At 67.4% G+C, this 13,332-nt stretch carries 9 protein-coding genes and 1 pseudogene; 4 read left to right on the top strand and 6 right to left on the bottom strand.

Features of this window, described 5'->3' with window-relative positions:
- Nucleotides 1–227: 227 nt before the first annotated feature.
- Both R5H32_RS03645 and R5H32_RS03640 read right to left on the bottom strand, forming a co-directional pair.
- Nucleotides 228–524 carry a multicopper oxidase domain-containing protein gene (locus R5H32_RS03645; protein WP_318337342.1) on the bottom strand — a complete coding sequence of 99 codons (297 nt, stop codon included), beginning with the start codon at nucleotides 522–524 and terminating at the stop codon, nucleotides 228–230.
- Between the two features lie 28 nt (nucleotides 525–552).
- Nucleotides 553–1,806, bottom strand: a pseudogene (locus R5H32_RS03640) (multicopper oxidase family protein); the annotation flags it as partial.
- A 105-nt stretch (nucleotides 1,807–1,911) separates the two neighbouring features.
- Between R5H32_RS03640 and R5H32_RS03635 the strand changes: the two are divergent.
- Entirely contained in the window at nucleotides 1,912–2,679 is a 768-nt protein-coding gene (locus R5H32_RS03635; protein WP_318337314.1) for an NAD kinase, read from the top strand.
- Nucleotides 2,680–2,683: 4 nt separating this feature from the next.
- Here the strand turns inward: R5H32_RS03635 and R5H32_RS03630 are convergent, their stop codons facing one another.
- From R5H32_RS03630 to R5H32_RS03615, 4 genes are all read right to left on the bottom strand, one after another.
- Nucleotides 2,684–4,063 carry a sigma-54 dependent transcriptional regulator gene (locus R5H32_RS03630; RefSeq protein WP_318337313.1) on the bottom strand — a complete coding sequence of 460 codons (1,380 nt, stop codon included), beginning with the start codon at nucleotides 4,061–4,063 and terminating at the stop codon, nucleotides 2,684–2,686.
- Complete coding sequence (locus R5H32_RS03625) at nucleotides 4,060–5,583, bottom strand: response regulator (protein ID WP_318337312.1); 1,524 nt, start codon at nucleotides 5,581–5,583, stop codon at nucleotides 4,060–4,062. The genes R5H32_RS03630 and R5H32_RS03625 overlap by 4 nt, the downstream gene beginning before the upstream one ends.
- Before the next feature lie 165 nt (nucleotides 5,584–5,748).
- Nucleotides 5,749–7,647, bottom strand: coding sequence for a propionate-CoA ligase PrpE (gene prpE, locus R5H32_RS03620; RefSeq protein WP_318337311.1), 1,899 nt, complete (start codon nucleotides 7,645–7,647; stop codon nucleotides 5,749–5,751).
- A 241-nt stretch (nucleotides 7,648–7,888) separates the two neighbouring features.
- Entirely contained in the window at nucleotides 7,889–10,168 is a 2,280-nt protein-coding gene (locus R5H32_RS03615) for an NADP-dependent malic enzyme (protein WP_318337310.1), read from the bottom strand.
- Nucleotides 10,169–10,372: 204 nt separating this feature from the next.
- On the opposite strand from R5H32_RS03615, the gene R5H32_RS03610 reads away from it, so the two are divergent.
- Genes R5H32_RS03610 through R5H32_RS03600 form a run of 3 tightly spaced genes read left to right on the top strand, consistent with a single transcriptional unit; the run spans nucleotide 10,373 to nucleotide 13,303 of the window.
- A complete protein-coding gene (locus tag R5H32_RS03610; protein ID WP_318337341.1) occupies nucleotides 10,373–10,786 on the top strand; it encodes a cytidine deaminase in 414 nt (137 codons plus the stop codon).
- A 1-nt stretch (nucleotide 10,787) separates the two neighbouring features.
- A complete protein-coding gene (locus tag R5H32_RS03605; RefSeq protein ID WP_318337309.1) occupies nucleotides 10,788–12,095 on the top strand; it encodes a thymidine phosphorylase in 1,308 nt (435 codons plus the stop codon).
- Entirely contained in the window at nucleotides 12,095–13,303 is a 1,209-nt protein-coding gene (locus tag R5H32_RS03600; RefSeq protein ID WP_318337308.1) for a phosphopentomutase, read from the top strand. Before R5H32_RS03605 ends, R5H32_RS03600 begins: the two co-directional genes overlap by 1 nt.
- Nucleotides 13,304–13,332: the final 29 nt, after the last annotated feature.

The following is a 13,332-nucleotide window of genomic DNA, read 5'->3' as shown; positions in this document are numbered from 1 at the left end:
ACGGCCAAGCTCGTCGCGGATCGAGCCGAAAAGCTCCGGGTCGCGCGAGGAAAGCGGTTCAGTGAAAAATCCGGTGTCGCGGATTGCGGTGTCCATAAGCGTCTCCTGAGGCCAGCGGGATGGCCGGGTTGTAGCGGAGGAAGGGGGAGGTCGGAAGCGCGGAATCCGACCTGTTTTGATACGCAGGCGAAGCGAATTCCACTATAGGAAACTTTTCGCCCGCCGCGTCAGACCACGGTGAACTGGCCCATCATGCCGGCATCTTCGTGTTCGAGGATGTGGCAATGGTACATGTAGGGCAGTTCCGGATCGGCATAGTCGAGAAACGACATCCGGAGCGCGACGGTTTCCTCCGGCCGGATCAGCACGGTGTCCTTGAGCCCCGCCTCATGCGCCGCCGGCGGCTGGCCGTTGCGGGAGAGGATGCGGAACTGGACGTCGTGAATATGGATCGGATGCAGCATCGGCGTCCGGTTCGTCCAGGTCCAGGTCTCGGTTGCGCCGAGCGGCACGGAAAAGTCGATGCGCCCGTGGTCGTAGCGCCGCCCGTTGATGGTGAAATCNGCGGAACTGGACGTCGTGAATATGGATCGGATGCAGCATCGGCGTCCGGTTCGTCCAGGTCCAGGTCTCGGTTGCGCCGAGCGGCACGGAAAAGTCGATGCGCCCGTGGTCGTAGCGCCGCCCGTTGATGGTGAAATCGCCCATCATGCCCATGCCAGTCATCGCCAGCTCGAAGTCGCGCGCCGCACCGGTCGCCTTGGGCGGCGCCGGAAGCTCGGCGAGGCGGTCGGGCAGGGGGGGCGCCGCGCGGGCCCTGCGCGGCCGGATCTCCAACACGTCATGCGTACCGGTGAAGCCCATCATCGCAACTTCGGCGCCGAAGGTTTCGGCGCGAAGCACCACCGCCGCGCCGTCGGAGAGGTCGACAAGGTATTCGCCGCGCTCGCCGGGGCTGAGGATCGCGCCGCGCATGGCGACCGGCGCGGCGAGAAGCCCGCCATCCGAGGCGATCTGGTGGAAGGTCCGCTCGTCGGAGAAGCTGAGACCGTAGAAGCTGCCGTTGGCGCCGTTGAGGATTCGGAGCCGGATCAGCGGCGCGTCGACATCCAGCACCGGGCCGACCTGGCCGTTCACCAGCATCACGTCACCCTGCATCCCGGCCATGCGGTCGTGCATGTTGAGTTCGTAGGGCATCTGGCCGTCGGCATCGAAGCGACGGTCCTGAAGGATCAGGGTGAAGTCGTCCTCGCCGTGGCTGCGGGGCAGGGGCAGCGCGTCCTCCTCGTCATCGGCGACCCGGATCACGCCTGCCATGCCGGCCCAGACATGCGCACCGGTCCTTTCATGCTGATGGCCGTGGAACCAGAAGGTTCCGGCCTTCTGGGCAAGGGTGAACTCCGGCTGCCAGACCGCGCCCGGCGCGATCGACTGATGCGGTCCGCCATCGGCGGCGGCGGGCAGGTGCAGCCCGTGCCAGTGCAGCGTCATCGGCTCGGCAAGGCCGTTGGCCACGTCCATGCGCAGCGTCTCGCCGGCGCGGGCCGCAAGGATCGGGCCGAGGAATGGGGCGTTGATGCCGATGGTGCGGGTCTCCACCCCGGCGCGGAACTCGTGCGCCCCGGGAGCGACCAAAAGGTCGAAGACGCGCTTTCCGTCCAGGGCCTGACCCTCGCTCAGGGGCGGTTGCACGAAGGGGCGGCCCTCGGTGGCCCAGGCAGGGCGCGCGCGGATCAGCGCCGGGGCGGCGAGTGCGGTCAGGCCGGCCAGCACGGAGCGGCGCGGAAGCGGGGCAAGGATCGGCATCGGGGCGACTTTCATTGGTCGGTGCGGTTGTGGCGCTGCCGCATGGGGTTGTCATCGCGGTCCTGTCAGTGGATCAATGCACGAGTAACACAAGCGGGGCCAGCGGTGTCGGGGCGCAAGAAGATCACATTTCTGGCAAGCGAGGCCGAGGTCGCGCAGGCCGCGCTCGCCCGGCTCGCGGCGGCCTATGGCTCGGCTCCGCTCTCGGAGGCCGAGGTGATCGTGGCGCTCGGGGGCGATGGCTTCATGCTCCAGACCTTGCACGCTACCCAGGCGATGGACGTGCCGGTCTATGGCATGAATTGCGGCACGATCGGGTTTCTCATGAACGAATACGGCGAGGAGGGGCTCGTGGCACGGCTCGCCGAGGCCGAGGAGGAGGTCATCAATCCCTTGGCCATGCGCGCCGTCGGCGTCGACGGCAGCGTGCACGAGGCGCTTGCGATCAACGAGGTCTCGCTTCTGCGCGCGGGACCACAGGCGGCGAAGCTCAGGATCACCATCGACGGCAAGGTTCGGATGGAGGAGCTGGTCTGCGACGGCGCGCTGGTTTGCACCCCGGCCGGATCGACCGCCTACAACTACTCCGCCCACGGGCCGATCCTGCCCATCGGTGCCGAGGTGTTGGCGCTTACCGCGATGGCGGCGTTCCGGCCGCGGCGCTGGCGCGGCGCGCTGCTGCCCAAGACCGCGAAGGTGCGCTTCGACGTGCTCGATGCCGCCAAGCGCCCGGTCATGGCCGATGCCGACGGCCGCTCTGCGCCGAACGTGGCCTCGGTCGAGGTCCGCTCTGAACCGGCGATCCGCCACCGCATCCTTTTCGATCCCGGCCATGGGCTCGAGGAGCGGCTGACACGCGAGCAGTTCGTCTGAAGCCTTAGTCCGATGCCTTCCATGCCTCGATCTTGCGGTAGAGCGTCGAGGGCGACACATCGAGCACCCGCGCCGCCTTCGGGATCGAGCCGCCGTGACGGACGATGGTCTCCTCGATCACGAGCCGTTCCACCTCGGCGAGCGTCCTCCCCACCAGACCTTCGAGCGTGACGTTCGGGCGCGGAGCGCCGGGCATCTCTTCCTTGCGGTGTTCAAGCTCGTGATGCAGCTCGATCGGCAGCATCGCACGGGTCACGGTCGGCCCGTCGTTCAGCACCACCGCATGGCGCAGGACGTTCAGAAGCTGGCGCACGTTGCCCGGCCAGTCGAGGCGCTGAAAGAGTGCGGCGACTTCGGGGTCGATGCTGCTGAACTTGCGGCCCTCCTCCTCGGCGAACCGGGTCAGCGCGGCTTCGGCGATGGCGACGACATCGCCGCCGCGCTCGCGAAGCGGTGGCATGTGGATCGGAACGACGTGGAGCCGGTAGTAGAGATCCTCGCGGAACCGGCCGCGGCGAACCTCCTGCAGCGGATTGCGGTTGGTCGCGCAGATGATCCGGACATTGACCTTGCGCGCGCGGGTGGCGCCGACCGGCTGGATCGTCGATGTCTGGAGAAAGCGCAGGAGCTTGGTCTGCAGGTTGAGATCGAGCTCGCAGATCTCGTCGAGAAAGAGAGTGCCGCCATCGGCCGCCGCGGCCGCGCCCTGCTTGTCGGAGATCGCGCCGGTGAAGGACCCCTTCACGTGGCCGAAGACCTCCGATTCCAGGAGCTCCGGGGGGATCGCTCCGCAGTTCAGGGGGACGAAGGGACCGTGGGCGCGGTTCGAATGGTCATGCACCGCCTGCGCACAGAGCTCCTTTCCGGTGCCGCTCTCGCCGGTGATGAAGACCGTGGCCATCGACCGCGCGACCGAGCGGATCTTGGCATAGACCCGCTGCATCGGCTCGGAGGTTCCGGTGAACTCGCCCGGCGGCGCGGTGACAGAGCCGGAGGGCTTGGCGGCCGGTCCCGGTCCGGCATCGGCAAGGGCGTTTCCGATCGCGCCCAGGAACCGCTGCTCGTCGAAGGGCTTGACGAGAAAATCATGCGCGCCCGCCCGCATCGCCTCGACGGCCTTGTTGATGGAGCCGTTGGCGGTGATCACGATGATCCGCGTGTCGGGCTTGATCGACAGCAGTTCGCGCAAGAGATCGAGGCCGTCCCTGTCGGGCAGCATCAGGTCGAGCAACACCACCTGGGGCTGCAGCGTCCGGAAGAGCGACAGGCCCGAGGCGGCATCGTCGGCGCTGCGGACCGCGTGACCGGCCGTCTTCAACACGGATTCGTATACCAGTTGCAGGGACGGCGTGTCTTCGACGAGAAGCAGCGGCCCGAGCGTCATGCAGTGTCACCCCTGCGTGCCCGCTCCCGTGCGACGAAACGGATGAGCCAGTCAAGCTGGGTGAGCGCGTCGCGCCCGAGGTTCGACAGGTCGGTGGTCTCGCGGCGATGCGCCGTGGTGTTCAGCGCCTGCGCGAGGGCCTGAAGCCGCGCCGCGCCGACAGCCCCCGCGAGCGCGATCAGCACATGGGTCTCGGCCCGGATCGCGGCGCGGTCGTCATCGGCGAGGGCTGCCATCAGCCCGCGCTCGGTCTTGCGCAGGTCGGTATTAAGACGATCCATGAGTTCGCTCGATGCCGCCGGGCCGGCGATGTCGATGAGCCGGTCGAAGCATCCCCGGTCGAACTCGGCCTCCTCCTCGGCCGCAAGGGCCTGTTCCAGGGGCGCCGAGGCGCGGCCGAGCACCTGGGCGATCGCCTGGCCGAACGTGTCGATCCCGGCGAGCGGCTTGGCGAGGATGGCGTCGGCGCCGGCGGCATAGATCGCATCGCGGTTGGCGCGCAGCACATAGGCGGTGACCGCGATGATCGGCATGTCGGTATGGATGCGGCCGTTGGCGCGCAGCGTCCGCATTACCTCGATCCCGCCGAGCCGCGGCATCTCGATGTCGATCAGCGCGAGGTCGAAATCCTCGCGCTCGAGCCAGTGCAGCGCCTCGACACCGTCATGGGCGATCTCGAACTCGGCCCCCATCTTCGACAGCATGTGGCCGATGATCGTCTGGTTGGTAACATTGTCCTCGGCGACCAGAACCTTGGTTCGGCTGAGATCGGGCAGTTCGGCCGTCGCCTCGGGCGCGGAGATGGTCCAGGTGTCGGGCGGCAGTTCGAGTGTGACCAGAGCGCCGCCCTCGGCACGGTTCGCGACGGCGATCCGGCCGCCGAGCCGACCGGTCATGTGCTTGGAAATGTGCATGCCGAGCCCGTGGCCAGGCTTCGCGGTCCCGTCGGGGCGGCCCTCGTACTCGTAAAGCCGGGTCAGCGCCGCGTCGGAGAAGCCCGGCCCCTGATCCGCCACCGACAGGAGCAGCGCGCCGGTCGGCGCCATTCGCACGTCAAGGCTGACCGCGCCGCGATCGGTATACTTCATCGCGTTCGACAGCAGGTTCGACAACACCCGCTCGAGCGCGATCCGGTCGAGCGTCAGAACCTGCGGCACGTCGTCGGCACGGTTGACGTGAAACTTGAGCCCCTTTTCGCTGGCGCGGCCGGACCAGCGCATCTCGATATCGTAGAGAAATCGGGCGATCTGCAGGTTGGCGGGATGGGTGGCGGCGAAATCGTCCTCGCCGAGCATCATCGCCAGACCTTCCTCGAGCAGACGGGCGAGCGTCTCGCTGGAGGCGCGCACGCGCTCCAGTTGCAGCCGCGCCGCGTCGGTCAGACTGTCGTGCTCAACCAGGCGCAGACCGCCGATGATGTCAGACACGGCGGCGCGAAGATCATGGCCCAGAAGGGTCATCCGCCCGGGATCGTTCAACTCTTTTGTTGACGTTACGGAAACCGGATCGCTGTCGTCCATTGCGCGGCCTCGCCCGCCCTCAGATTGGCGGAAAATGGAATGATACAAGTAACGGTTGCATGTTCCATTGTATGTACGCGATGAAATCTCGCGCGCCAACCTGTCTGAAACGTCAAGTCAGCGGCCACGCCCGGAGTGCCCGGGCGCGGCGGGTCGTGTGGGGCCTCAGTCGCGGTCTGCTGGATAGCCGATCCCTTTGAGCGCAACCGTGATCTCGTCGAGGATTGCCGGGTCGTCGATGGTCGCGGGCATCTTGTAGTCCTCGCCATCGGCGATCTTGACCATGGTGCCGCGCAGGATCTTGCCCGAGCGGGTCTTCGGCAAGCGGTCGACGACGGTGGCGAGCTTGAAGGCCGCGACCGGTCCGATCTGGTCGCGCACCAGCTTCACGCATTCCTTGACGACATCCGCGTGCTCGCGCTTGGAGCCCTTGTTGAGGCAGAGGAAGCCGACGGGCATCTGCCCCTTGAGCTGGTCGCCGACCCCGATCACCGCGCATTCGGCGACGTCGGGATGCGAGGCCAGCACCTCCTCCATCGCGCCCGTGGACAGACGGTGTCCGGCGACGTTGATGACGTCGTCGGTGCGCGCCATGATGTAGAGATAGCCGTCCTCGTCGACATAGCCCGCGTCGCCGGTCTCGTAGTAGCCTGGGAAGTGGTTGAGGTAGGATTTGCGAAACCGCTCCTCGGCGTTCCAGAGCGTCGGCAGCGTGCCCGGCGGCAGCGGCAGCTTCACCGCGATCGCGCCCAGCGTGCCCGGCTTCACCGGATGGCCGCCCTCGTCGAGCACCTGCACGTCGTAGCCCGGCATCGCCACCGAGGGCGAGCCGATCTTGACCGGCAGTTCCTCGATGCCGATCGGGTTCGCGGCGATGGCCCAGCCCGTCTCGGTCTGCCACCAGTGGTCGATGACCGGCACCCCGAGATGGGTCTGCGCCCAAGTGATGGTGTCGGGATCGGCGCGCTCCCCGGCGAGGAACAGCGCCTGCATCGACGAGATGTCGTACTTCTTGATGAACTCGCCCTCGCGGTCGTCGCGCTTGATGGCGCGGAGCGCGGTCGGCGCGGTGAAGAAGCTCTTGACCTTGTGGTCCTCGATGACGCGCCAGAAAGTGCCGGCATCGGGGGTGCCAACCGGCTTGCCCTCGAAGACGATCGTCGTCGCCCCGGCAATGAGCGGCGCGTAGCAGATGTAGCTGTGGCCCACGACCCAGCCCACGTCCGAGGCCGCCCAGAACACCTCGCCCGCCTCGACGTTGTAGATATTCTTCATCGTCCAGTTGAGCGCAACGAGATGGCCGGCCGTGGCGCGAACGACGCCCTTCGGCGCGCCGGTCGTGCCGGAGGTGTAGAGGATATAGGCCGGATGGTTGCCCTCGACCGGCACGCAATCTGCAGGCTCGGCCCCGGCCTGGGCTTCGTGCCAGTCGAAGTCGCGACCGGGGACCAGCTTCGCGGTCTCTTGCTCGCGCTGGAAGATCAGCGTGAAGTCGGGCTTGTGCCTGGCTTGCTCGATCGCGGCGTCGACGAGGGGCTTGTAATGAACGACGCGGCCCGGCTCCAACCCGCAGGAGGCGGCGATGATCGCCTTCGGCTTGGCGTCGTCGATGCGCACCGCGAGCTCGTGCGCGGCGAAGCCGCCGAACACGACCGAGTGGATCGCGCCGAGCCGGGCGCAGGCGAGCATCGCCTCGATCGCCTCGGGCACCATCGGCATGTAGATGATCACGCGGTCGCCCTTGGTCACGCCCTTGGCCTTCAGCGCGCCGGCAAGGCCCGCCACGCGGTCCTTCAGCTCGCCGTAGGTGATCTCGCGCGCCGAATGGGTGATCGGGCTGTCGTGGATGATCGCCACCTGGTTGCCGCGCCCGGCCGCGACATGGCGGTCTACCGCGTTCCAGCAGGTGTTTACCTCGGCATCCGTGAACCATTCGTAGAGCGGCGCCTTGTCAGCGAACAGCGCCGTCGATGGGGCCTTGACCCAGTCGATCGCGCCGGCCGCCTGCATCCAGAAGCCTTCCGGGTCCGCCTTCCAGCCAGAATAGATCTCGGAATATCCCATTGTCGTGCCTCCTCCAAAGCCTGAGGCAAGTTATGCGGGGCTTTCCGCGTCGTGCAATGCTGTTACCGATCACAGGCGGAATGGGGTGCAAAGAATTTGCAGAAATCTGCCTAACTTGCTCGCAAATTTTTGCAAACATCCCGGAAATACGCGGCTTCGAGCTAACTAGATCCGGGTTTGCAAATTTTTTCCGCGGGCCGTTGAAAACTCGGCCACACCGATTCTGTTCTGTCCCGGCGGGTCAGCTGTAGTAGGCAACCGGGGTGCCGGCGATGGCCGAGACGTTCAGGAGCCCGCGCGCGGTGATCGAGGGCGTGACGATATGCGCCTTGTTGCCCATCCCCATCAGGATCGGCCCCACCTCGAGCCCGTTCGCGCGCATCTTCAGCATGTTGCGCGCGGTGTTGGCGGCGTCCGTATAGGCGAAGACGAGGATGTTGGCCGCGCCCTCGATCCGGCTGCCGGGGAAGATCCGTTCGCGCAACTCGGGGTCGAGCGCCGCATCGGCCGACATCTCGCCCTCATAGGCGAAATCCACGCCCTTCGCGTCGAGGATCTCCATCGCCGCGCGCATCCGGCGGCCCGAGTCGGTGTCGAGGTTGCCGAAGTTGGAATGCGAGCAGAGCGCGACCTTCGGCGTCACGCCGAACCGGCGCGCATGGCGCGCCGCGCCGCAGATCGTGGTGGCGATCTCCTGCGGCGTCGGCGCCGCGTTGACATGGGTGTCGGCGATGAAGAGCGGCCCGTCCTCCTGGATCATCAGCGACAACGCGCCGTGCGGCGTGAGCCCGTCGCGCCCCAGAACCTGGCGGATGTAGTTCAGATGCCAGAGAAACTGGCCGAAGGTGCCGCAGATCATGCTGTCGGCATCGCCCCGGTGGACGGCGATCGCCGCAATCGCGGTGGTGTTCGTGCGCAGGATCGCGCGGGCGAGATCCGGCGTGACGCCCTGCCGCGCCATCAACTCGTGGTAGCTGCCCCAGTAGTCGCGGTAGCGCGGATCGTTTTCCGGGTTTACCAGTTCGAAGTCGCGGCCCGGACGGATCGGAAGGCCGGCGCGTTCGCAGCGCCGCTCGATCACCTCCGGACGTCCGATCAGGATCGGCCGGTCGGTCATCTCCTCCAGCATGGCATTGGCGGCGCGCAGCACCCGCTCCTCCTCGCCCTCGGCGAAGACGATGCGGCGGCTCGCGGAGCGGGCGGCCTCGAACACCGGCCGCATGATCAGCGCCGATTTGAAGACTGACCCCTGGAGCTTTTGCTTGTAGGTCTCGAGATCGTCGATCGGGCGGGTGGCGACGCCGGTCTCCATCGCCGCCTTCGCCACGGCCGAGGCGACCGTACCGATGAGCCGCGGATCGAAGGGTTTCGGGATCAGGTAATCCGCGCCGAAGGTCAGCTTCTCGCCGCGGTAGGCGGCGGCGGCCTCGGCGCTCGTCGTCGCGCGGGCGAGTGCGGCGATGCCGTCGATGCAGGCCAGCTGCATCGCGTCGTTGATCTCGGTCGCGCCGACGTCGAGCGCGCCGCGGAAGATGAACGGGAAGCAGAGGACGTTGTTGACCTGGTTGGGGAAATCCGACCGCCCGGTGGCGATGATCGCATCCGGCGCGACCGAGCGGACCTCGTCGGGCAGGATCTCGGGCGTCGGGTTGGCAAGCGCAAAGACGATCGGCAGCGCGGCCATCTTCCCGACCATTTCCGGTTTCAGAACACCCGGCCCGGAGAGGCCGAGGAAGAGATCGGCGCCCTCGATCACCTCGTCGAGCGTCGCGGGCGTCTTGCCCTGCGCATAGGCGGCCTTCTGCGGCGTCATCTGCGCCTCGCGCCCCTCGTAGACCAGCCCTTCGAGATCGCAAAGCCAGACATTCTCGCGGCGTACGCCGAGCTTCAGCAGCATGTCGAGGCAGGCGATCCCGGCCGCACCGCCGCCGGTGGAGACCACCTTGATCTTGTCGAACGCCTTGCCCGCGACATGGAGCGCGTTCGTCGCCGCCGCGCCGACGACGATCGCGGTGCCGTGCTGGTCGTCGTGGAAGACCGGGATGTTCATCCGCTTGCGGCAAATCTTCTCGACGATGAAGCAGTCGGGCGCCTTGATGTCCTCGAGGTTGATCGCGCCGAATGTGGGTTCCAGCGCACAGACGATCTCGGCGAGCTTGACCGGGTCGGGCTCGTTCAGCTCGATGTCGAAACAGTCGATCGAGGCGAATTTCTTGAAGAGCACCGCCTTGCCCTCCATCACCGGCTTCGAGGCCATCGCGCCGATATTGCCGAGGCCAAGGACGGCGGTGCCATTCGTTACCACCGCCACGAGGTTGCCGCGTGCGGTGTAGCGCGACGCCGTGGAGGGATCGGCCTTGATTTCGAGGCAGGCCTCGGCCACGCCGGGCGAATAGGCGCGGGAAAGGTCGCGGCCATTGGCCATCGGCTTCGTCGCCCGGATCTCGAGTTTCCCGGGCTTGGGGAATTCGTGGTAGTCGAGCGCGGCCTGCCGCGCGTTTTCCTGCCGGGCGTCGTCCATGCCTTATCCTCCCCGTGAAAACTCGTTTAGCATTAAACTATATCGCCCCGGCGCGAAAGTCCCTTTGCGGTGCCGCGGTGCGGGTCTTGCGATCGTCATATCATGGCCGTGGCCGCGATCGCGCGGAAATTTTCAGGGCGCAGGGTTTCGCCGGAGAAACGGCGGAGTGACCTTGCATCGGCGCGGCTGCGGACGCAGTCTCGGATCGGTAACAAGGAGGGTGTGATGTCGCTCACGGATGCCGCGCGCGCGGTCAGGGAAAACGCCTACGCGCCCTATTCCCATTTCAAGGTCGGCGCGGCGGTGCGCGGCCGCTCCGGCCGGGTCTATGCCGGCTGCAACGTCGAGAACGTGGCTTCCCCCGAAGGCACCTGCGCCGAGGCGGGCGCGATCGCGGCGATGGTCGCGGCCGGCGAGACCGAGCTGACCGAGGTTGCCGTCATCGCTGACAGCCCTATGCCTGTCTCGCCCTGCGGCGGATGCCGCCAGAAGTTGGCCGAGTTCGGCCGCCACGACGTCGCCGTGACGCTTTCGACGCTGGATGGCAAGGTCTTGGAAACCACGATTGGCGACCTCCTGCCCGGCCGCTTCGGGGTCGAGCACATGGGCCGCGGCTGAGATGGATGCACGCTCGATCATCGCGGGCGTCCGGGACCGACGGGGGCTTGGAGGTGAGGCCGCGACCTGGTTCGCGGACGGGCTCGCCTCGGGCGAGGTGACCGACGCGCAGGCCGGCGCCTTCGCGATGGCCGTGCTCCTGAACGGGCTTGGCGAGGACGGCCGGGTCGCGCTGACGCAGGCGATGCGCGACAGCGGGCGGGTGCTCGAATGGAAGCTGCCGGGACCGGTGGTCGACAAGCACTCGACCGGCGGGATCGGTGACTGCACCTCGCTCCTCATCGCCCCGGCGCTTGCGGCCTGCGGCGCCTGCGTGCCGATGATCTCGGGTCGTGGCCTTGGCCACACGGGCGGTACGCTTGACAAGCTCGAGGCGATCCCCGGCTACCGCTGTGACGTCTCGGTGGAGGAACTGCACCGGCTCGTGGCCGAAATCGGCTGCGCCATCGTCGGCGCCTCTGCCGACATCGCACCGGCCGACCGCCGGCTCTATGCGATCCGTGACGTGACCGGGACGGTAGAGTCGATCGATCTGATCACCGCCTCGATCCTGTCGAAGAAGCTCGCTGCCGGGCTCGAGGCGCTGATCCTAGACGTGAAGGTCGGCTCCGGCGCCTTCATGAAGACGCTGCCCGAGGCCGAGGCACTGGCGCAGTCGCTGGTCTCGACCGCGAAGGGCGCGGGCTGCGTGACGGTCGCTCTGATCACCGACATGGACCAGCCGCTCGCGGCCTCCGCCGGCAACGCGCTCGAGGTGATCGAGGTGATGGAGACGCTGACCGGGGTCGAGGTCAACCAGGCCCTGTGGGACGTGACGGTGGCGCTTGGCGGCGAGGCGCTGGCGCTCGCGGGGCTCGCCGACAGTGCGGGCGAGGGGGCGGACCAGATCGAGGAGGCGCTGGAATCGGGCCGCGCGGCGGAGACCTTCGGGCGCATGGTCGCGGCGCTTGGCGGGCCGTCGGATTTCGTCGAGCGCTATCCCGACCGGCTGCCGGCCGCGCCGGTCGTCATGGATTTCGTGACCCCGCGCGACGGGTTCGTCGCCCGCATCGACGGCGAGATGCTCGGCCAGGCGGTGGTGCATCTCGGCGGCGGGCGGTTGAGGGACGGCGACCGGATCAATCCCTCGGTCGGCCTGTCGCAGATCATGGCGGTCGGCGAGCCGGTCGAGAAGGGCGAGGCGCTGGTCCGGATCCACGCTGCCAACCCCGCTGCCGCCGAGGCGGCGATGGCGTCGGTAAAAGCGGCGATCCGGATCGAGGACGACGAGCCCGACGAGCCGGTGCTGATCCACAAGAGGATCGGCTGATGGCGCGGGCCTTCCTGATCGTGATGGACAGCGTCGGCGCTGGCGGCGCGCCGGATGCCGGCGCCTTCTTCAACGGCGACCGTCCCGATACAGGTGCCAATACGCTCGGCCATATCGCCGAAGCCTGCGCGGCGGGCAAAGCGGAGGAGGGGCGGTCCGGTCCCCTGCGGATGCCCCATCTCGACGCGCTTGGCCTTGGCGCGGCGGTGCGGCTCGCGTCCGGCGCGGCGATGGAGGGGTTCGATGCCGATCCCGTGGGGCTCTGGGGCGCGGCGACCGAAGTGTCGAAGGGCAAGGACACACCCTCGGGTCACTGGGAACTGGCCGGCGTTCCGGTGCCCTGGGACTGGCACTATTTCCCCGACTCCGAGCCCGCCTTTCCGGCCGAACTCATGCAAAAGGTCGCGCGGCTTGCCGGGACCGGGGGGACGCTTGGCAATTGCCATTCCTCGGGGATTCCGATCATCGAGGCCCATTGCGAGGAGCATCTGCGGACCGGCTGGCCGATCTGCTATACCTCGGCTGACAGCGTGTTCCAGATCGCCGCGCATGAGGAGGCGTTCGGGCTCGACCGGCTCTTGAAGCTCTGCGAGGAGCTTGCGCCGACGCTGCACGCGATGAAGGTCGGCCGTGTCATCGCGCGGCCCTTCACCGGAGAATGCGGCAACTTCCGCCGCACCGCGAACCGCCACGACTATGCGATCGAACCGCCATCGGCCACGCTCTGCGACTGGGTGCAGGGATCGGGCGGCAAGGTCCATGCGATCGGAAAGATCGGCGACATCTTCTCGCGCCGGGGTATCGACGACGTGAAGAGGGGTCCGGACCTTGCACTTTTCGAACATTTGCTTGCTGCCGCAGAGGCATCGGAGCCCAGTTCCTTGACCTTTGCGAACTTCGTCGAGTTCGACACGCTCTACGGCCACCAGCGCGACGTGTCGGGCTATGCGCGCGCGCTCGAATGGTTCGACGGGCAGGTCGGCCTGTTCCTCGCGAAGCTGAGACCCAGCGATCTCGCCGTCTTCACCGCCGACCACGGCAACGATCCGACCTGGAGCGGCACCGATCACACCCGCGAACGGGTGCCGGTCGTCGCCCACGGCGCGGGGGCTCGCGGCATCGGCCATGTCGGCTTCACCGACGTTGGCGCTTCGATCGCGGCCCATCTCGGGGTTCCGTCGCAGGGACCCGGAAGGAGCTTCCTGTGAGACAGCCTGCCTTCGAAAATCCCGTCGTC

Origin of the sequence: Defluviimonas sp. D31 (genome assembly GCF_033436765.1) — a bacterium.
Lineage (GTDB): Bacteria > Pseudomonadota > Alphaproteobacteria > Rhodobacterales > Rhodobacteraceae > Albidovulum.
Note: the sequence above shows the minus strand (reverse complement) of the source record. Positions and strands in the feature narration are given on the sequence as shown.

Coding starts and splice junctions, on each gene's coding strand:
- prpE (WP_318337311.1), bottom strand. CDS start 7,647: ATGGGATATTCCGAGATCTATTCTGGCTGGAAGGCGGACCCGGAAGGC.
- R5H32_RS03630 (WP_318337313.1), bottom strand. CDS start 4,063: ATGACGCTCGGGCCGCTGCTTCTCGTCGAAGACACGCCGTCCCTGCAA.
- R5H32_RS03615 (WP_318337310.1), bottom strand. CDS start 10,168: ATGGACGACGCCCGGCAGGAAAACGCGCGGCAGGCCGCGCTCGACTAC.
- R5H32_RS03600 (WP_318337308.1), top strand. CDS start 12,095: ATGGCGCGGGCCTTCCTGATCGTGATGGACAGCGTCGGCGCTGGCGGC.
- R5H32_RS03605 (WP_318337309.1), top strand. CDS start 10,788: ATGGATGCACGCTCGATCATCGCGGGCGTCCGGGACCGACGGGGGCTT.
- R5H32_RS03625 (WP_318337312.1), bottom strand. CDS start 5,583: ATGGACGACAGCGATCCGGTTTCCGTAACGTCAACAAAAGAGTTGAAC.